The organism is Caldanaerovirga acetigignens (genome assembly GCF_900142995.1).
Lineage (GTDB): Bacteria > Bacillota > Thermosediminibacteria > Thermosediminibacterales > Thermosediminibacteraceae > Fervidicola > Fervidicola acetigignens.
Window position 1 is genome coordinate 41,770 of record NZ_FRCR01000005.1, and the last position, 19,601, is coordinate 61,370.

18 protein-coding genes are annotated in these 19,601 nt (G+C 47.1%); all 18 read right to left on the minus strand.

The window, feature by feature from the left end; genetic code table 11:
- Positions 1-18: 18 nt before the first annotated feature.
- The 18 genes from gltX to fbp all read right to left on the minus strand — a co-directional run bounded on the left by gltX (position 19) and on the right by fbp (position 19,543).
- Positions 19-1,509, minus strand: a complete 1,491-nt coding sequence (gltX, locus tag BUB66_RS05000) for a glutamate--tRNA ligase (protein WP_073255621.1) — start codon at positions 1,507-1,509, stop codon at positions 19-21.
- 53 nt (positions 1,510-1,562) lie between these two features.
- On the minus strand, positions 1,563-2,735 hold the full coding sequence (gene larC / locus BUB66_RS05005) for a nickel pincer cofactor biosynthesis protein LarC (RefSeq protein ID WP_073255624.1): 1,173 nt from the start codon (positions 2,733-2,735) through the stop codon (positions 1,563-1,565).
- The gene (gene larB, locus BUB66_RS05010; protein WP_073255626.1) at positions 2,716-3,486 is read right to left on the minus strand and encodes a nickel pincer cofactor biosynthesis protein LarB; all 771 of its coding nucleotides are present in this window, start codon (positions 3,484-3,486) and stop codon (positions 2,716-2,718) included. Before larB ends, larC begins: the two co-directional genes overlap by 20 nt.
- Positions 3,474-4,310, minus strand: a complete 837-nt coding sequence (larE, locus tag BUB66_RS05015) for an ATP-dependent sacrificial sulfur transferase LarE (protein WP_198409365.1) — start codon at positions 4,308-4,310, stop codon at positions 3,474-3,476. Before larE ends, larB begins: the two co-directional genes overlap by 13 nt.
- 3 nt (positions 4,311-4,313) lie before the next feature.
- A complete protein-coding gene (gene recD2 / locus BUB66_RS05020) occupies positions 4,314-6,581 on the minus strand; it encodes an SF1B family DNA helicase RecD2 (RefSeq protein ID WP_244269753.1) in 2,268 nt (755 codons plus the stop codon).
- Between the two features lie 26 nt (positions 6,582-6,607).
- Positions 6,608-8,281: a sensor domain-containing diguanylate cyclase gene (locus BUB66_RS05025; RefSeq protein WP_073255629.1), complete on the minus strand. Its 1,674-nt coding sequence runs from the start codon at positions 8,279-8,281 to the stop codon at positions 6,608-6,610.
- 210 nt (positions 8,282-8,491) lie between these two features.
- A complete protein-coding gene (locus tag BUB66_RS05030; RefSeq protein ID WP_073255632.1) occupies positions 8,492-8,953 on the minus strand; it encodes a glycosyltransferase family protein in 462 nt (153 codons plus the stop codon).
- A gap of 62 nt (positions 8,954-9,015) precedes the next feature.
- Positions 9,016-9,657, minus strand: a complete 642-nt coding sequence (locus tag BUB66_RS05035; RefSeq protein WP_073255635.1) for a response regulator — start codon at positions 9,655-9,657, stop codon at positions 9,016-9,018.
- Positions 9,658-9,671: 14 nt separating this feature from the next.
- Positions 9,672-10,814, minus strand: coding sequence for a sensor histidine kinase (locus BUB66_RS05040; protein WP_073255956.1), 1,143 nt, complete (start codon positions 10,812-10,814; stop codon positions 9,672-9,674).
- An 80-nt stretch (positions 10,815-10,894) separates the two neighbouring features.
- Complete coding sequence (metK, locus tag BUB66_RS05045; RefSeq protein WP_073255638.1) at positions 10,895-12,088, minus strand: methionine adenosyltransferase; 1,194 nt, start codon at positions 12,086-12,088, stop codon at positions 10,895-10,897.
- A gap of 20 nt (positions 12,089-12,108) precedes the next feature.
- Positions 12,109-13,698, minus strand: coding sequence for a HEAT repeat domain-containing protein (locus BUB66_RS05050; protein ID WP_073255641.1), 1,590 nt, complete (start codon positions 13,696-13,698; stop codon positions 12,109-12,111).
- 73 nt (positions 13,699-13,771) lie between these two features.
- A complete protein-coding gene (locus tag BUB66_RS05055; protein ID WP_084098803.1) occupies positions 13,772-14,419 on the minus strand; it encodes a class II aldolase/adducin family protein in 648 nt (215 codons plus the stop codon).
- Between the two features lie 19 nt (positions 14,420-14,438).
- Positions 14,439-14,864 carry a PPC domain-containing DNA-binding protein gene (locus BUB66_RS05060; RefSeq protein WP_073255647.1) on the minus strand — a complete coding sequence of 142 codons (426 nt, stop codon included), beginning with the start codon at positions 14,862-14,864 and terminating at the stop codon, positions 14,439-14,441.
- 11 nt (positions 14,865-14,875) lie between these two features.
- A complete protein-coding gene (locus tag BUB66_RS05065) occupies positions 14,876-15,679 on the minus strand; it encodes an S-methyl-5'-thioadenosine phosphorylase (protein WP_073255650.1) in 804 nt (267 codons plus the stop codon).
- 18 nt (positions 15,680-15,697) lie between these two features.
- Complete coding sequence (locus BUB66_RS05070; protein ID WP_073255653.1) at positions 15,698-16,501, minus strand: arginase family protein; 804 nt, start codon at positions 16,499-16,501, stop codon at positions 15,698-15,700.
- 126 nt (positions 16,502-16,627) lie between these two features.
- Positions 16,628-16,738 carry a MetS family NSS transporter small subunit gene (locus BUB66_RS12020; RefSeq protein ID WP_143156217.1) on the minus strand — a complete coding sequence of 37 codons (111 nt, stop codon included), beginning with the start codon at positions 16,736-16,738 and terminating at the stop codon, positions 16,628-16,630.
- Between the two features lie 3 nt (positions 16,739-16,741).
- Positions 16,742-18,223, minus strand: a complete 1,482-nt coding sequence (locus BUB66_RS05075; protein WP_143156218.1) for a sodium-dependent transporter — start codon at positions 18,221-18,223, stop codon at positions 16,742-16,744.
- 234 nt (positions 18,224-18,457) lie between these two features.
- The gene (gene fbp, locus BUB66_RS05080) at positions 18,458-19,543 is read right to left on the minus strand and encodes a fructose-1,6-bisphosphate aldolase/phosphatase (protein ID WP_073255658.1); all 1,086 of its coding nucleotides are present in this window, start codon (positions 19,541-19,543) and stop codon (positions 18,458-18,460) included.
- Positions 19,544-19,601: the final 58 nt, after the last annotated feature.

Sequence of the window (19,601 nt, forward strand, 5' to 3'; positions counted from 1 at the left end):
CCTCGATGACCTCCCGGTTTACTCCTGCGGCAAAGCTCTCTTGCTTTCTTTTATCCACCTTGCCGCCTTTCTCATGCGCCTTGCGGTCTCTTCCCGGCCCAGGAGCTCAATTATGTCGAATAGTCCTGGCCCCACGGTCCTTCCGGTTATGGCAAGGCGTGTCGGGTGGATGAGCTCCGCCGCCTTCACCCCCATCGCATCGGCGAGGCTCCTGAAGGCAATCTCTGCCTGCTGTTTGTCAAATCGCTCCAGCTCTTCAAGGGCTTCGGCGCCTTTCAAAAGAAGCTCGGCGGCGTTTTCTTTTGCAAAATGCTTTCTTACACCCTTTTCCTCGTATTCATTCACATCCCTTAGGAAGAAGGCTATGGAGTCGGCAAGCTCGTCCAAAGTTTTCGCCCTGTCTCTGGAAATTTCCACCGCCTTTTTGATGTATTCGTAACGCTGTCTGGATTCTTCCTCCGAGATAATGCCCTTTTTGACCAGGAATGGAATCGCCTCGGAGGTTATGTAATCCAGGTCGAGCTCCCGCAAATAGTGGCTGTTGAGCCAAGTTAGCTTTTTTACGTCGTATATGGCAGCAGTCTTGTTTACCCTCTCCAAGGTAAACTCCTTTATGGCCTTTTCTACGCTAAGGATTTCTTCGCCGTCCGGTGGGGACCACCCGAGCAGCGTGAGGTAGTTTATGATGGCCTGGGGTAGGTAACCCTGGTCGCGGAACTCCTCGACCGAGGTAGCACCGTGGCGCTTGCTCAACTTGCTCCGGTCCGGCGCAAGTATCATAGGGACATGGGCAAACTCGGGAATGTCGTATCCTAACGCTTTATATACCTGTATTTGCTTAGGCGTGTTGGAAAGGTGCTCCTCCGCCCTTATAACGTGGGTAATCCCCATGGCATGGTCGTCCACTACGCAGGCGAAATTGTATGTCGGCATGCCGTTGGATTTCATTATGATGAAGTCGTCCAGCACCGAATTTTCAAAGACGACAGTCCCGCGGATGATATCCTCCACGATGGTCTTGCCTTCCTGAGGCACTTTCAGCCTTATTACGGGCTTTCTGCCCTCGGCCTCGTATTTTTTCCTTTCCTCCTCGCTCAGGTCCCTGCAAATCCCCTCGTACCTCGGGGCTTTCCCGGCCTTCAGCATGGCCTCCCTGCGGGATGCAAGTTCTTCCGGCGTGCAGTAACAGTAGTAGGCCTTACCTTCCTCAAGAAGCCTTTCAGCCTCTTTCCTGTAAAGCTCAAGGCGCTGGGACTGAAAATAAGGACCGTAATCTCCGCCCTTGTCGGGGCCTTCATCCCAGTCGAGGCCCAGCCACTTCATGGACCTTATAATCTGGGCCACCGACTCTTCCTTGGAGCGTTCGGTGTCGGTGTCCTCTATCCTCAAGATGAAAGTCCCACCGTTGTGGCGGGCAAAGAGCAGGTTGAAAAGAGCAGTCCTTGCGCCTCCTATGTGAAGGCTTCCCGTAGGACTAGGCGCAAATCTTACCCTGACATTTTTCGTCATTTAAAACACTCCCAATTCCTTTTTTGTAGTCATTATAACATATTTTCCGGGCGTTATTCATCTTTTTCGTTCAGTAATGCAAGCATATCGTTATACACCTTGAGGACCGGGATATTGAAATTGCGCGATATTTGACGCACATCCTCGAACTCCGGCGCAATTCGCACTAGCTTGCCGCCTTTTTTAAGCACCTTCACCCTCACAGCTCCCCACGGCGTTTCTTTTTTCTCAATCGTTCTTTCCAGTTTGTATCTGTCAGTTTCATAATACCTTACGCCTATTGTGGTGGTTTCCATCAGGAGTGCGTCGGCAATTTGTTTCTTTTTGTCAAAGGGCACTATGCAGGAAAGTTTCACCGCCGGCCGGCTTTTTTTCATTATAATCGGAGTGATAAAAACATCGAGTGCCCCCTTATTGAAAAGGCTTTCCATGACCTCATCGTAAAGCTCGGGATTCATATCGTCTATGTTGGCTTCCATTACCAGCACCCGGTCCTTTTCGAGGTTTTCGCCCTCGACCTCCATGAGTACCGCCCGGAGCACGTTAGGGCTTTTTCGGTCTTTTTTCCCGAGGCCGTAGCCTACTTTCTCCGGGATTCCCTCTGGCATAGGCCCGAACCTGCTCACAAAAACGGACAAAAGCAAGGCACCGGTAGGGGTGGTGAGCTCTCCCCTTTCGCCTTCGGAGTACACCGGAACACTTTTCAAAAGCTCCAAAGTCGCCGGGGCCGGCACCGGCAGCACCCCGTGGGCGCACTCGACAGTGCCGCTTCCCACGTTCACCGGAGATGAAACCACCAGGTCCGGCTTTAACATATCCATCAAGATGCAACTTCCAACGATGTCAACGATGGAATCAACAGCGCCGACTTCGTGAAAATGGATTTCCTCCGGAGCTTTGCCGTGAATTTTGCCCTCCGCCCGGGCAAGTTTAAAGAAGGCCTCCTTGCTCATTTTTTTGACTTCGGGCTTCAGCGCGCTTTTATCTATAATGTCGTATATTTCCTTCAAACCCCTGTGCGGGTGGTGTTCGGAGGACTTTATGTAAACATCGGTGCCCGCGATGCCCTTTTTCAATGCTTTTTTAATTTCTATATCGTATCCGGAAAGCGGAAGCTTTTTCAATTCTTCAACAAACTTCCTTTCATCTATCCCCAGGTCCAAAAGGGCCCCTAAAAACATGTCGCCGCTTATCCCGGAAAAGCAATCAAGGTAAAGAAGTTTCATCTTCCCTTCCCCCTAACCGGTTTATCTGATGGGCGGCAAGACCCGCACCAAATCCGTTGTCGATGTTCACCACTGTGATGCCGCCGGCGCAACTGTTAAGCATTGTAAGCAGGGCCGAAAGGCCTGAAAAATTGGCGCCGTATCCGACGCTGGTGGGCACCGCTATAACGGGTTTGTCCACAAGCCCCCCCACCACGCTGGCAAGGGCCCCCTCCATCCCAGCCACCACCACGATCACCCGGGCTTTTTCCAAAACTTCCATGTTCATGAAAAGCCGGTGTATCCCGGCTACGCCCACGTCGTAGAGCCTTTCCACTCTGTTCCCCAGAAGCTCTGCAGTCACCGCCGCTTCTTCCGCCACGGGGATGTCAGAAGTCCCGGCGGATACCACGGCGATGAGGCCTTTGTTTTTCGGCCCTGGCTCTTTTATCACCGCAAATATCCGGGCATCGGGGTAATACACCGCTTCGGGAATCGCTTTTTTCACTTCTTCAAAAATTTCTAAGCTCGCCCTTGTGCCCATTATATTCGTGCCCTTTTGCATCATCCGCTCCGCAATTCTCACCACCTGCTTCGGGGTCTTGCCCTGGCAGAAGATGACTTCGGGCACTCCCTTTCTTAAAGCCCTGTGGTGGTCCACTTTTGCAAATCCCAGGTCTTCGTAAGGTAAATATTTTAAAAGGTTCATGACCTCGTCAACGGAAAGCTCGCCTTTTTGGAGTTTTAAAAGAATCTCTTTTAGCTTTTCCAAAGCGCTTTCTCCTCCTCTTTAAGCCCTTCGTTCATGCTTCCTGTCCTGTATCCGGTAAGGTCCAGGGAAACGTAGACAAAGCCAAGCTTTTTGAATTCGGCCACTACCTTTTCCCTCAAGCTTTTTTCAAAGAACCTTTCTATCTCTTCCGAGGAGACTTCAATTCTTGCTAGGTCCCCATGGCTCCTCACCCTGTATTGAACGAACCCTAGCTCGCTCAGCAGGTCTTCTGCCCTCCCAACCCGGTTCAATTTTTCCTCGGTTATCCTTTCTCCGTATGGAAAGCGGGATGCCAGGCACGCAAACGAGGGTTTGTTCCACGTGGGAAGTCCCATTTTTTGGGATAGTGTTCTGATTTCAGCTTTCGTAAGCCCCGCTTCCTTCAGCGGGCTTTTTACCCCTAGTTCGTCTTTGGCCTTCATTCCAGGCCTGAAGTCTCCGGCATCGTCGGCGTTAGAGCCGTCCAGGACGAAGTTAAACCCCCTCTCGCTGGCTATTTTGACGAGCTGACCGAAAAGTTCCTTTTTGCAGTAATAGCACCGCTCCGGCGGATTTTCCGAAAAGCCGGGCACCTCGAGTTCTTCCGAGACTATAATCTCGTGGTTTGCCCCGAAACTTTTTGCGAGTTCCTTTGCTTCTTCCAATTCCCTTGCGGGATAGGTGCTCGAGCGGGCGGTCACCGCCAGCACGTTCTCTTTTCCGAGCACGTCCAAACATACTTTCAAAAGGAAGGTGCTGTCTACCCCTCCCGAAAAAGCAACTATTACCCTGCCGAGATTTTTTATCATGTCTTTTAATTTTTCAAGTTTTTCCATTTCTTTCAACGCTTAACCCCCCACGTCAAAGATTTGACTTTTTTCAAATTCCTCGCATATCCTCTCCGAAAGATAGCTATATCTCATCAAAGCCCTGCTGTTCCTCACTGCTAAAGCGAGGGCTTGCTTTGAACCCACCAGCACCATTAGCTTTTTGGCCCTGGTAATGGCCGTGTAAAGCAAATTTCGCTGGAGCATGACGAAATGTTGGATAACGAGGGGCATGACCACGACGGGGAATTCACTGCCCTGGCTCTTGTGGACGGAAAGGGCATAGGAAAGCGCAAGCTCTTCCAGTTCATCCCCTGCATAAACCACTATCCGTTCCCCTTGAGCATCGGGGAAGGAAACCAGCACCTTTTCGTCGTCATCTATCTTGATAATCCGCCCAAGGTCGCCATTGAAGACTTCCTTTTCGTAATTGTTCTTAATCTGCATCACCCGGTCCCCAACCCGAAAGGTAAGGGAGCGAAAAGAAATCTCCCTTTTTTCGGGCGAAGGTGGGTTTAATCTTTCCTGGAGCCTGAGGTTTAGCGTAAGGACACCGACGGCGGTCTTCTTCATGGGCGTTATCACCTGAATATCTTCCATGGGATTAAAGCCGCCGTAACCCGGCAGTCGCGAGCACACCAGTTCCACCACCTTATCCAGGGTTTCCTCCGGCTCTGCCGCCTGCTCAAAATAAAAGTCCCTGCCCTTTACGTTCAGGTACGGAAAAAGTCCTTTGTTTACCCTGTGGGCGTTTACCACTATCATGCTCTCCCTGGCCTGACGGAAAATTTCGTCCAGCATCACCACCGGGATGCGGCTGCTTTTTATTATCTCCTTCAAGACGCTGCCCGGCCCAACTGAAGGGAGCTGGTCCTTGTCTCCGACCAGAATCAATTTTGCAAAAGGCTTCAAGGCCGAAAGCAAGTGGTGCATCAAAATTATATCCACCATGGAAGTCTCGTCGATTATCACCACGTCTTCATCGATGGGATTTTCCCGGTTCTTTCCGAACACCATGCCGCCTTCCCCGGAAACCTTATATTCCAGGAGGCGGTGGATGGTCTTAGCTTCCATCCCCGTTGCCTCTGCCATGCGCTTTGCAGCCCTGCCGGTAGGGGCTGCCAGAGCAACTTTCAGTCTGTGTCTTTTAAAAAATTCGATGAGACATTTTATGAGGGTTGTCTTGCCCGTGCCGGGCCCGCCGGTGATGACCAAAACCCCGGAAGAAGCCGCTTTTTCTATGGCTTCCCTTTGCTTTGGAGCAAGCTTTATATTGCTGCGCTTTTCTATTTCGTTTATTTCTTCCACAGTTATCTCAAGAGGCTTTACTTGTCCGAAACCTGCAAGAAGGTATAGCTTCCTCGCCACAGACTTTTCCGAGACGTAAAAGGCCGAAAGATATATTTTTTTATCTTTTTCTTCCCCATCGATCACGATATCTCCCTTTTCCTTAAGGGCTGGCAAGACTTCATCTACAAGGCTTTGTTCGACTTCCAGCAGCAATGACGCCTTTTTCAATAGCTCGCTTTTCGGCAAAAAGACATGGCCTTCGTCTGCAGCTTGCTGAAGAACGTATTTCACTCCTGCTGCCACTCGCTCCGGTGCGTCAATTTCCATTCCTAAATGCCGGGCTATTTTATCTGCAGTCTTAAAGCCAATGCCGTACACCTCATCGGCAAGCCTGTAAGGATTTTGTCTTATCACTTCTATAGCCTTTTCCCTGTATACTTTGTACACCTTTACCGCCAAACCTGCCCCTATGCCGTACTGCTGCAAAAATAGCATTATTTCCCTTGTCTCCTTTTGCTCGTTAAAGGAGCCGGTTATCATATCAAGGCGTTTCCTGCCGATGCCAGGTATCTCTAGCAACATCTCCGGATTTGAGGCGAGAACTTCAAGGGCCTTTTCTTGAAATTTTTCTACTATCCTCCTAGCCGTAGCAGGGCCTATACCTTTTATAATACCTGATGCCAGATAATTTTCAATTTCCCTCACGGTAGCAGGGGCAAGAGTCTCATACGACTCAATTTTAAGCTGGTAACCGTGCTTTTCGTGGATTACCCAGCGGCCTTTCAACCTCACAAGTTCGCCCTCGCTCACCGAAGGAAAAAAGCCCACTGCCGTCACCATTTCATCGGAATCCTTCATCTTTATTTTAGCTACGGTGAAAAAGTTTTCCTCATTGCGAAAGGTAATCCTTTCCACCACTCCTTCAAGTTCGACCATAAGAGCACCTCTCGGCAGCTTTCTTAAATTGTTTATATCATTTTTGCCCGTCCTCTGCAACAAAAAAATCCCCTTAAAGGGGCTATTTATCACAATCGTTTGAATTCCACCACCCTGTTCCTGCCTTTCTTTTTGGCGCCGAAAAGCAGGGCCTGGTCCGCCTTATTCACCAGTTCTTTTACGGTCAGGGCATCGTCGGGACATGAGGCAACTCCCGCGCTCACGGTCACAAATATCTTTTTACCCTCTTCTGTCACCGCAAATTCGGTGTTTTCGACAGCCTTTCTTATCCTTTCTGCTATTGCACAAGCCTCCGAGCCCGGAGTATCGGGAAGGATTATCGCAAATTCCTCCCCTCCGTAACGGCCGACGATATCGCCGTTTCGAACGTTTTGCTTTATAATTTGCGCAAGCTTCCTTAAAACTTTGTCGCCCATGAGGTGGCCGTAACTGTCGTTGTAGGACTTGAAATGATCGATATCTATCAGTATGAGGCTGAAAGTGCCGCCGCAGGTTCTTACACGGCTGGCCATCTGATCTAACTGATGATATATATACCTGTGATTATAAAGGCCTGTAAGGCCGTCGGTTGCGGCAAGATGGCTGGTTTTATCAAATAACCGGGCGTTGGAAATGGCCACGGCCGCCTGGTTGGCCAGTATGCTCATTATCTTTAAATTTTTGGCGCTATAAGCGTTTTTTCGATTTGATGTTAGCGTCAACGCACCTACTATCCCCTTATTGCCGACTAGCGGAACCGACATCACCGACTTCGTCTCTGCCGGCAAGCCAGGCACTTTGAGGCACCTAGAATCTTTCTTGTAACTTACTATCTCTCCTCTTTTGTTAACCAGAGCCCTGCCGGTGATGCCTTCCCCCGGCTTAATCCTGAAATCTCTTATCAGGTCGCTGGTAAAACCTTCGTACATTACGGGTTCAAGGCATCCCTTCCTGTAAAGGAAAAGGCAGATTGTATCCCACGGCGCAATGCTCTTTGCCGAATCGAACACCCTTTTTATCACTTCTTCAATATTTAAGGCTGAATTCAAAATCGCGGCGACATCGTAGAGCGCAGTAAGCTCCCGGTTAGTAGCAATGAGGCTCATGTACATTTTAAAAACGTACATTAACAAAAAATACGGGATAAATCCCATAATAGAATAATTAAAGCCGTGTATTGAATAAAGCCAGACGGTCAGGATCCCGGAAGGCACGGAGATTATGTACGTTCCAAAGTCGACCATTATAGTTTCGAACGATTTTCTCAATGCGAGGCGCCCGTTTTCGAGGAAAATATAGGTTTCTATTAAAATATTGTTTATGAAAAAGTAAGCAAATATCCCGGACAACAGGGAAATAATTTCCGGGTATCCTATTTTTTTCAATCCCATGAAAAAAATAGTGCCGCCAAAAAAACTTAGCATGTATTGGCCTACATTGAAAAATACCTTATCCACTTCCTTCGGAAGGCTTTCCTCTGCCCATTTCATATAAAGCTGGCTGAAAAAGGCGCTAAGTGCTTTCATTAACGCTGCAGGAATTAATCCGAATATAAATCCGGCCGCATAGACGGTTCCGAACTCCATGCTAAAGCGCGCATTGTCAAGTTGAACAACAAATAATTCAGAAATTAGCATCAAAAAGAAAAATGTGATATATTTAATGTCAAACCATCCAGAAGGAAACCCATATAAATTCGCCATTACTAGAAGAATCCCTAAGCCTGCCAAGGCCACTGCCCTCGCATAAGTTTTTGCCTTCATGGCTGTGCCCCCATCATAATTTTGGTATATATTATTCTACACAAATAGTGTATTTCCTTTTTTGCGCATTAAAAAAAAAGGCCCTTTTTTCGGGGCCTACCAAGAAAGAAAGGGGGGCACTAAGAACTAAGGGGTAACTATTAGAAGAATAGGGCTTTACAATTTTAATTATAAATGTTTCGACAAGATTTTTCAATTCGAACACCTGTCCTAATTTTCATGGGATTTTAGACCCAATTCGACTTTTTCTACATCGCGCAATCTTTCAAAGTACGCGGCAATTTTCTCGGGGGCTATATTTTTCATATTGAACGCTAATACAAAATCTCCTTCCGGCAGCTTTTTCAATCCATCTTCGACATCGAATCCGAATTTTTGTGAAAGCCTCTCCAGAATATCTAAGGTTTTGTCTTTGGAACCCATGTCGCAAATAAAGACTTTGTCTGCCTTTTCAAAAACTCCGCGGCTTGCAAGAAGCCTCATCATCCCTTCTATCTTGTCTTCCAAATCCTTGACAAAGATGAGCATCTGGGGTTTTATCAAAAATCCTTCTTTTTTTGCCCTCGAGAGCATTCTTTCAATAAAAAGTTCCAAAATCCTGTATATGCCCACAGTAGCAAATACTGCTAATATAAAAAAGCCTATATCGAATTTTTTAAAAAAGACCTCCATTCAAGTCCCCCCTCATCACATATTCATGTGTTATATTTATTCGGGAGGACCTTAGATCGTGCTTATACTAAGTTATTTTTAAGGGCGTAGACCGCCACCTGGGTTCTGTCCATCAGATTTAGTTTGCGCAGGATGCTGCTAACGTGGTTTTTCACTGTCTTTTCGCTTATCCCTAGTTTTTCCGATATTTCTATGTTGCTCATCCCTTCGGCAATATAGGCCATAACTTCCTTTTCTCTCGCGGTCAGCGGGCGGCCAGTTTTTTGAAGCGGCTGGCTGAGGCGCTTGTACTCTGCCACTAAGGCTCGAGTGAGGGTGGGCTGTATGTAAGTCTCCCCCCTGCTCACCGCCCTCACTGCTTCCACCAATGCATGGGGCTCTATGTCTTTTAAAATGTAGCCTGACACGCCAATTTTTAAAAGCTCAAGAAGGTATTCCCGGTCATCGTAAATCGTAAGGGCGATGATTTTAGCTTTGCATTTTTCCTTTTTTAAAAGCCGTGTTGCTTCAACTCCGTTCAATTTGGGCATGTTGATGTCCATCAACACCACATCGGGGTCTTTTGTCCTTACTTCTTCCACTGCCTCCAGTCCATTGGAGGCCTCGCCCACCACCTCAATATCGCTTTCCATCTCCAGGAGCTTTTTAAGCCCTTTTCTCACAAGGACATGGTCATCTGCCAAGACTACGGATATCTTCGGCATCAAAAATCCCCCTCTCATCTAAGAGGTATACTAATAAAAATATTTGTCCCGCAGCCTACTTCAGACCTGATCCTCACCGTGCCGCTCAAGAGGTCCACCCTCTCTTTTATATTTGTAATGCCGAAATGGTCGCCTTCTTTTTCGTCCAATTTTTCAATGTCAAATCCCACTCCGTCGTCCTCTACGCCAAGGTTCACTGCTTCGGATAAAAATTCGAGCTTTACTCTTACATTTCTTGCCATAGCGTGTTTTTTTACATTGCTAAGCGCTTCCTGTATCACCCGAAATAGCGTAATTTCCACATTAGAATCGAGCTTAACCCTTTCTCCCAGCACTACAAAGTCTACAGATATCCCTGTCTCTTCCTGAAATTCAGAGCAATATCTCCTTGCCACTGCCTCAATCCCAAGGTCATCCAGAGCAGAAGGGCGCAGGTTAAATATTATCTTTCTTATCTCTGCCAAAGTATTTTTTGCAATCTTTTTCAAATCCTTCAGCTCTCTTTTAACCGCATCAGGGTCATCCTCGTAAATTTTTTCTAAAACTTCAAGATGCACAAGCAAATTAGCCATCGACTGAGCAGGGCCGTCATGGATTTCCCGGGCAATTGCCTTCCTCTCTTCTTCCTGTGCCTTTATTATTTTCCCTGCAAAGAGCTGCTTTTGGTTTATATCGGTAAGCTTTTCTGAAAGGTCCTGCAGATTGCCTTTTAGAAAATTGAGTGCTACCCCCATCTGCAGTGTGACCCGCTCCGCCTTTTTCAATATATCCTGCATGTTTTTGAGATTTCGCTCCATCTCGTCTCTTTTTTCCCGGAGCTGTTTTTCTCTTTCCCTTTCCAATGTCAGCATTATCTGAATTTCCCGGGAGCGCTCGTACGCCGCCTTAATGTCTTCTTCGCTGTAATTTTCAAAGTCCCTGCTCACGACCATGAGCTGGTATTTCGAATTTTTCTCCATCTTCTCTAATTTTTCCACCGTCTTTATGGTTTCCGCTATATTTTTTTTAATCTGCTCCAGGTCCTTTTCCAGCCTTTCGCACTCTTTTTTGGCGTGTTCGGCTATCTTAAAGGTCTCCTCGTGTCCTTTTTCTACGGCTTCAATGGTGTTTCTTATAACATTTTCAAGGTGTTTTGCGTCCAGGTGGACCCTTTTCAAAGCTCTCCCTCCCGGCTTTTTATATATTTTGACAAAATTCCCCAAAATTCCTGCTAATACCCAAAAAAAAGCAGCCTTTTTTAAAGGCTGCATGCCTGCTTTTTTAAAATCTCAGCCTTGTCCGTCTTTTCCCAGGGCACGTCCAAATCCGTTCTGCCGAAGTGCCCATAAGCAGCGACCTGGCGGTAAATCGGCCTCCTCAAATCTAGGTCCCTTATTATTGCTCCCGGGCGAAGATCGAAGTTTTCAATAACCAGCTTTTCAATCTTCTCATCGGGCAACACCCCGGTCCCGAAGGTATCCACCATTATCGAAACCGGATGGGCTACTCCTATGGCGTAAGCTACCTGCACTTCACACTTTTTGGCAAGCCCTGCTGCCACTATATTCTTTGCTACATACCTCGCTGCGTAAGAGGCCGAGCGGTCCACCTTCGTCGGGTCCTTGCCGGAAAATGCGCCGCCGCCGTGGCGGGCATAGCCGCCGTAAGTGTCGACTATTATTTTTCTCCCGGTAAGCCCCGAATCTCCGTGAGGGCCTCCGATTACGAACCTTCCCGTCGGGTTGATGTAAAATTTTGTGTTTTTATCTATAAGCTCTTCAGGTATCACTTTTTTTATTACAGCTTCTATTATATCGCTTCTCAAAGTAGCAAGTTCGACCGTTGACTTGTGCTGTGCCGACACTACTACCTTGTCCACCCTTACAGGCTTTCCGTCTTCGTACTCCACCGTGACTTGGGTTTTTCCATCGGGCCTGAGATACGGCAAAATCTTCGTCTTTCTTACTTCAGCAAGCCTTCTTGCCAGCTTGTGGGCAAGCATTATAGGCATCGGCATTAGCTCAGGGGTCTCGTCCACCGCAAAGCCGAACATCATTCCCTGGTCGCCTGCGCCTATTCGATCAAGTTCATCGCCCTGCCCTTCTTCCCTCACCTCATAGGCAGCATCAACGCCTATCGCTATATCAGGGGACTGTTCGTCTATTGAGGTAATGACTGCACAGGTGTCACAATCAAAGCCGTATTTTGCCCTGGTATACCCGATTTCCCGTATGGTTTCTCTTGCAATTGAAGGTATGTCCACATAACAGTCGCAAGTTATCTCGCCCATGACGAGAACCAGGCCTGTGGTGACCGCTGTTTCGCAAGCTACCCTGGCCATGGGGTCCTTTTCTAAGATTGCATCCAATATGGCATCGGAAATCTGGTCGCAAATTTTATCCGGATGCCCTTCTGTCACCGATTCAGAAGTGAAAAGATATTTCCTCGCCATTTTACATTCCTCCTTTTTCTCTAGTCAAAGGCCTCTGGATTTACCCTCATGTCAAAGCCGTTTTTCATGTTTATAAGGGCAACCCTCAGGCTTTCTATTATCATCCTCTGGATAAACGGGTGATAGTGGAGAGGCTTTGTATCAAGGTGGAGCATAGCCGAGAGCACCACTTTGACAAGTTCCCTTTCGCCCATCTTGTTTAGGAAATCAGCCGACAGCTCCAACATTCTCTTTAATGTTTCTAATCGAGGTTCGATTAGCTCTGATGTAAACTTTGAAAAAAGGCTTTCTGCCTTGGAAAGCGTCATCTTTTTAATGTAATATCCGTTTTTCGACTTATGCTCCTCGGCGTAATCGTATACCCTCGGTTCTGCCACAAACCAGTCTTCAAAAAGGCGGTAGTTGAAAAGGTCAAAAGTACTTTTGTAGTAATCGTCACTAGCCTTTATGGACGAAAGGTCGTACATGCCAAAGTCAGGCCTATAAGGTTTAGGCACAATTCGGCAGGACATACTCTCTTCTATTACGCCTTTCCAGAAAAAAAATTGATAAGGTATGGGATTGCCTGCCTTTAAATTCCAATAGTAGGCATCCTTTATCAAAGCAACGGCATAATTGGCATCCGCTTCGACTATTATCGTGCTCCTTGAAAGGTCCCTCACAGAATTTTCAAATTCCCTGCTGGTCATCTGGGAAATGCTCCAACAGTCCCTTATTCCCTCTGAAACGTTGACAAGGAGGTTCATGGAGCAAAGCCTTCTTTTTTTAATCGGATTTCTCCAGGTAAACCACAAAGCCCTGCTCCCTAGCCCATCTATAGAAGACAATATCACCTTAACCGGCTTTTTCAAATTCACCGGCATTTCGTAAGGTTCTTCCGCCACACCGCTAAACTTAAGCCTTAAAATTTCCCTTTCCACGGTCTTTTTCAACCGCTCGTTCCCCACTTCGCGGGAAACCTTGTTCAGTGCATAAAGGGCTTTCCCGCTTCTTATTTTCCCCAGAGCTCTTGCGGCTTCTTCTGCCACCGGGATGTCATCAACCTTCGCTAAAATCTCAAGCAAAACTACAGCATTTTCCAGGCGGTGTCCGCCTATGTCCCTGATGTAAGCAAGTTTTACTTCTGGAGGAAAATCCTGCAGGTCATCCAGGATATATGGAATCAAAAAATAATCTTCATTGATGTCTTCTATCATCTCTATCAGCGACTGGGACACCACTTTTTCGAAATCTTTCATTATACTGTTGAGCGGCAGGTCCCCGGTATCTACGCCGTAGTGAGACAGGACAGAAAGAATCCTGGCCTTAACCTTGTCCGATACCTGCGGCATCACGAGGATATCCATCAGAGGTCCAACCAGACGGTAGTCATTGGCATATTCAAGGGCATAGCACACTATAGGTGCTAGTTCTTCATCGCTTTCCCTGAGCTTTGAAAGGCAAACCGGCACCACCATATCGCCCATGCTGAAAAGCTTTTTCATCGATCTGTCCAGTTGCCCCACCGTATAGTCTTTATTTTTTAAAGCCTCCAGAAAAGAGAGAATCTGTCTTTTTTTAAGGAGGCTGTAGTCCACCTTAGAAGTCTTCTTTTGAGTTTTTCTTTGCATTTTGCACTCCTTCCCAAAAGGCAAAGTGAAGCCCTATTAATTATATTATAGCCTGTCTTTTTGTGCAACGCTTTTACCTTTGGCCGTACGAATTTAAGTAAAAGTCTCTTATGAACTTCACTTCGCCCTCAGTAAGAGGTACTGGATTGCCCGCTATCTTGGATTTTATAAAAATTTCAGCACTTTTTTCTACTACTAGGCATATTTTAAAAGCTTCGGCCAGGTCCCTGCCCACAGCCACCACGCCGTGGTTTGCAAGCAGCACAGCATTTCGGTCCCCTAAAGCTTCTACCGCATTTTTTGCCAGTTCCTGCGACCCTGAAGGCGCGTATTTGGCCACCTTGACCGGCCCCCCGACCATTGCCGCCATATCCTCCATGACGCAGGGTATCTCAACCCTGGCAGCAGCACAGGCGCTGGCGTTGGTGCTGTGGGTGTGTATTATTGCCCGTATGTCCGGCCTTGCCCTGTAAATGGCCGCATGTACCGGAGTTTCAACAGAAGGCTTTCTCCCCGATTTTAAGGGCTTACCCTCAAGGTCCACTTCCACAATATCCTCAGGCTCAAGCATGGCATAGTTCATGCCGCTAGGCGTAATTACAAATACATCGTTACTACAGTTTCGGGCACTTATATTCCCCCAAGTTGCCACAACAAGACCTTCTTTTACAATTTTTTCTCCGTATTCTACTACCATCTGTTTTATTTTGAGCAAGAACATTTCCATCCATCCTCCAATATCAGCTCCAGAGATTTAACCCTGTGATTTCGTCATATTTCCTCTCTAACGAATCGCCTAAAAGCTCTTTTATGTAAAACTCAGCCGCAAAAACTTCTGTGCCTTCCAAAAGATGGCCGCCGAAAGCCTTTCCGTCGCGGTCACCCAATACTACATGAAGGTGCAAAGCCGGTTTCCCCTGGAATCTCGAAATATTGCCTATACAGCTTAATATTTCCATTGGTCTTTCCAAAACTACATTGCGGTATTCCTTTTTTTCCTGGTCGTAAATGGCCACCACCGACTTTTTACACGCACCTATTACTTTTACTATTCCCGCTTTTATGTCCTTTCCTTCCACCAGCGAAAGCAAGGACGAAAGCAGGTCCTTTCCGTGCTCCAGTCTTCCTAAAAATTCTCGCCCTGATTTGTACTCGTTTACCAGCATAAAAGCCCTCCTTAGCCCATGCGGGCGGTTTTTAATTCTTCACCGCACCGGCAGTGGCGCTCTTTTGGGATTCTCTCTATTATTGTATATATCAGGTCCTTTAATTTCCCCAGATTTTCGTTGAATACCTTAAGCACCATCTCGTGGCTCACGGGCTCTATGTCAGGATGGCCTTCAAGGCCAACGTCATAGTCGGTTACCAACGTAATGTTGGCGTAGCAAATCTCCAGTTCCCGCGCAAGTACCACTTCCGGGTACTGAGTCATGTTTATTACTTCCCATCCGTGGCTCGAAAATTCCCGGCTTTCTGCTTTTGTAGAAAACCTTGGGCCCTGGACAACCACGACGGTCCCCCTTTCGTGAAAGGGCAAGCCTTTTTCCCTCGCCACTTCAATTGCTATTTTTCTAAGCTCGGGGCAGTAAGGCTCGGCACCGCCGATATGCGTAGTAATCGGACCGTCGTAAAAAGTATCTTTTCTTCCCCAGGTGCGGTTTACGAACTGGTCGCATATCACGAAATCCCCCGGTTTTATGTGGGGCTGAAGGCTGCCCGATGCGCAGGGGCCCAAAATCCTCGTTACGCCCAACTGTTTTAGGGCGTAGATGTTTGCCCTGTAGTTTATTGCATGCGGCGGGAACCTATGGTCCTTGCCATGCCTTGGAAGGAAGGCCACAGTCTTATCCGCTATTTTCGCAAGGGCTATTTTGTCGCTGGGAGCACCATAAGGAGTTTCCACCGTTATTTCTTTAACATCGTCTAAAAAGGCGTAAAAGCCCGTTCCGCCTATAACACCTATGTCCGCCTTTAAATCCATAAAGACTTCCTCCTCGCCTTAGAATTTGTACAAGGATATTTTACTATTTTTTTTATCCTTTTGCCATACTTCCAAAAGTTTTTCTAGGATTTTTAGATTAGCCCGTTCATTGATATTTGTCTTCTTTATATCGTCAACTGTCACGAATACAGGATCCGGTGGCAATCGCCACTCTCCGCAAACATCAGCCCCTACTACGTCCGCTACTTCGCCTATAGCTTCCAAGATTTCCAGAAGTTCTCCCAGGCTCATCCTGCCCTGGTCCCAGTTAGTATGAGCATCATCCTTTGTAAGTACATCTTTGTCTATGCTTATGTAAACTGGCCATTCGGCTTCAGTAATTTCTCTCATTATGCCGGAAAGTTTAATCTCGTGAGGTAGTTCTTCCGGGAAAAACACTGTCCTTTTCGCATCCTGAGATTTATACAAGCCTTCATCTTTCGAATTTACACCGACAATTACGCACTTTTTTATTTTGTTTTCTTTAAGTGCCAACCCCACCCAAGATCCGCAGGTAATTAAATCGTCAGGTGAACTCTGCATATCAGAGTGATGGTCAAACAACACAAGAACAGGAGCACTTTTTAAATTATCAAGCAGGCAAAGCGAAAGGTGGTGAAAATCGCCGGGGCCCAAGAAAGTAATGCCCGGTCTTACTGAATTCAGGTTTTCTTTGAGCCTTTGAAAGAACTTTTTTTCGCTGTAGAACCTGAGTCCTTTTGCTCCAGAAAGGTCTAAAACTGAATGGGCTTTTAGCTGAAGTTTTTTTTGAAAGGCAATGCTGTCATCACTCCTTATTACGTTCACCGCGGGCGAGGTCATAATTTTTCCCTCCCACGAGATTTTTTGAATATTCTATTATCATATTATACAGTATCATTCAATATTTTAATTAAAAAATAAAGGGCCGCGAAGTCTTCAGCTTTCCTTCGCGGCTTTAGTGTGATGTTACCTTCTATCCTGTCCTTGAGCTTTAAATGCTATATTAATGAAGTAAAGCATACCACCCCACGCTATCCCCAGCACCACTATCATTGTAATGAGGCTTCCCGGGTTCACAATTTACACTCCCTTCCCGTCTGTTCTTGTCATAACCCCAGGCTCACTTGGCTTTATAGCCCTCGCCAACCTATCATTGTAAATAAGCAGCACTATTATCACTATAGCCCACTGGGCGAAGGTAGTGCCGGGGCTGTACACTTCAAAAGGATTCCACCACGTCTCGGGATACCATGTAAACTGTTGGTAGACCCACCATCCGCAAATTACCGCAAACATTGCCGGGAAAAGCATTATGCATGTATTCCACCACTTGTTCACCTTTACATCGGAGACGGCGTTGATGTCCTCCACCCTCGCCTTTTCGAGCCCGTACTTTATCACGGCGAGCGCCACAAAAAGCCCGCTGACTAATAGTGCAACTCCCCACACCAGGTCCTGATTTTCGAAAATGTTTATGTTGACCGCAGAAGGTATACCGCAAAGGAAGCTCAACGTCACCACAAATGTAGCAGCCTTTTGCCTAGACCATCCGGCGTCCATAAAGTTTCTTATGCTGACTTCGTACATAGCATAAAGCGAAGTTAAGGCCGCAAAAGCCATGGCTAGGAAAAACAGAGTCGCAATTACCTGCCCTCCCGGCATCTGTGGGAACAATTTTGCAAGCCATATAAAAGTGAGTCCAGTATTGCCCGCCCCTATAGCCTCTTTAAGATGCTCAGGCGCCAGTGCGAAAATGGTGGGGATTACCGTCATTCCTGCAATAAGAGCCGCCGAAGTATCGGCAAGTCCCGTTATAAAGCTGTTTGCTGCCACATCTTCCTTTTCTTTGGTGTATACTGCATAAGTTATCATGAAGCCCCAACCGGCTCCAGTCGACCACGCCGCCTGGGTAAAAGCCTCAAGCCATACCTTGCCGCTCAATACCTTACCAAAATCGGGGTTGAAAAGGTAATTCAATCCACCTACTGCATTGGGCAGGGTAAGGGCCCTTATCATTCCGATGACCAAGAGCGCAAATAAAGTTGGAATCATGAGCTTGGAAGCCTTTTCAATGCCGCCCTGAACACCCCTGAATACCACGAAAGCCGCCATTCCTACCGCAAGGGCGTGAAACATAACTCCCTGCCATGGCGAAGATATAAATCCATTCCACAAGGCCGCCGTATCAACTCCGGGTTTTAATACTCCAAAAAGCCCGTAGAAGAAGTACCTAAGAGTCCAAGCCATTGTAACCGAGTAATAAGCACCCAGCGCAAAGCACACAAAGCCGACCCATGCACCCATCCACGTGTACTTTTCCCCCATGAAATCCCTAAAAGCTCCGACTGTGCCCTTCCTGGTCTTCCTTCCTATCACCACTTCTGCCATCAAAAGCGGGATGCTCCATACGAGGATTGCCAGTATATAAGCTAGCATAAAGGGACCGCCGCCGTTAGCGGTTGCTACCCGGGGGAAACGCCATACGTTTCCGGTGCCAATCGCCTGCCCCATCGCGGCAGCGATAAAACCAAATCTAGTTGCAAAGGTTTCCCGCTTTTCCACTCGAATTCACCTCGCACAAATTGTTTTAGTTAATCATAAATCTTTAGTTTTTTTTCCTGCCCTCAATCCCCCCTTGTCAATTAATTTTCATTATTATTTTATATTTTATGCTTTTCTATATTTATATTTAGTAGTTTATATTGTTTCTACATTAACTTTATAAAATCCTTCTTCTCAGTCAAAAAAATCCCCTTCGTGCGGCTTTGAATTCCGCAGGAAGGGGGGCTTTTAGACTTACTCAAACCTATCTTTCAATCGCTCCATGACCTGAGGCATGGTCGTGTATTCCATCTCATCCAAAGGCAGGCGGTGCGGCTCGAAAGGCCCAAGCTGCCGTAAGTAGTCAGCTATCTTTAAAGCCTTTTGCCTTGCTCTGTCGAAGGCTACGTCAGCAAACATGTCCTGGGGACCTACAAGCTTTCCTTCTGCCAACTGGAATCCCATGGCCACTACCCTCGGCGGCCCGTCAAATCTGGTGGGAGTGGCATCATCGCAGGATACCGGCATAAGCGGACCGAAGTGGGAACCCCTCATCCATCCGGCCACCAGGTGGGGATTGGCAAAGGGTTCCAGGGCTTCACCCACAGCCGGGAAACCATTCTGGCAGCGGACTATGAGCACCGGATCGTCCTTACCCACATACCTTCCGGCCATCAGGTTCATCCTTTGCGTAGAAGATACCGCAGCAGGCTCGCCTTTCTTGTTATATACGGCCTTAACAGCATAGCGGTTGGAAGCTCCCAAAAATACAAGCATGTCGTAAATCTCTTCTGGGCAGTTGAATACTATTTTCTTATTCTCCACCGTATCTAAAACCTCAAATTTAAACCCGTCGTGCATCTTCGGGTCAATGACAAGCCCTATGGTGTTGAAAGGGTCTGCAAACATCTTGTAAAGAGGCAAATTCCAGGCGCCGGGCTCCGTTTTATCCGCCATGAAAACAATAACGGGCTCGCTGGGGCGCTCTTCAAACTCCATTTCAGCAACTCCAGGACCCATTCCTTTTATATTTCCAGAAAAAGAATCGGCAAGAAGGTCTTGCCCCGCTCCATAAAGTTTTAACCTCTTTGCGACTTGAGTGCAGGAAAGAAAAGTATCCCACGCCAGCTTGTGAATATCAGAGCAATCGACACCTTTCCTGTGCGTCATGATGAGGTTAATGTCATCGCCTACGTGAGTGACGACGTAATCTTCCAAAAGACCTTTACCTTTTTCTTCAATGAAATTCCTTGCTTCATCCAAAAGCTGCGGGTGTACGCTGCAGTGTCCCACACAGCCACCTATGTCTGCCTTTATTACCGTTAATGTCAATTTGGCCATTTGTCATTAGACCCCCCTAATAAGAAGTTTATTAATATATCACATTAGCCGCTATACG

Bases quoted from the DNA above. Each gene is read 5' to 3' on its own strand.
- gltX (WP_073255621.1), bottom strand. From the start codon at position 1,509: ATGACGAAAAATGTCAGGGTAAGATTTGCGCCTAGTCCTACGGGAAGC.
- BUB66_RS05065 (WP_073255650.1), bottom strand. From the start codon at position 15,679: ATGGATTTAAAGGCGGACATAGGTGTTATAGGCGGAACGGGCTTTTAC.
- BUB66_RS05035 (WP_073255635.1), bottom strand. From the start codon at position 9,657: ATGCCGAAGATATCCGTAGTCTTGGCAGATGACCATGTCCTTGTGAGA.
- BUB66_RS05030 (WP_073255632.1), bottom strand. From the start codon at position 8,953: ATGGAGGTCTTTTTTAAAAAATTCGATATAGGCTTTTTTATATTAGCA.
- BUB66_RS05050 (WP_073255641.1), bottom strand. From the start codon at position 13,698: ATGCAAAGAAAAACTCAAAAGAAGACTTCTAAGGTGGACTACAGCCTC.
- BUB66_RS05070 (WP_073255653.1), bottom strand. From the start codon at position 16,501: ATGACCTCGCCCGCGGTGAACGTAATAAGGAGTGATGACAGCATTGCC.
- larC (WP_073255624.1), bottom strand. From the start codon at position 2,735: ATGAAACTTCTTTACCTTGATTGCTTTTCCGGGATAAGCGGCGACATG.
- BUB66_RS05055 (WP_084098803.1), bottom strand. From the start codon at position 14,419: ATGTTCTTGCTCAAAATAAAACAGATGGTAGTAGAATACGGAGAAAAA.
- BUB66_RS05060 (WP_073255647.1), bottom strand. From the start codon at position 14,864: ATGCTGGTAAACGAGTACAAATCAGGGCGAGAATTTTTAGGAAGACTG.
- metK (WP_073255638.1), bottom strand. From the start codon at position 12,088: ATGGCGAGGAAATATCTTTTCACTTCTGAATCGGTGACAGAAGGGCAT.
- BUB66_RS05025 (WP_073255629.1), bottom strand. From the start codon at position 8,281: ATGAAGGCAAAAACTTATGCGAGGGCAGTGGCCTTGGCAGGCTTAGGG.
- fbp (WP_073255658.1), bottom strand. From the start codon at position 19,543: ATGGCCAAATTGACATTAACGGTAATAAAGGCAGACATAGGTGGCTGT.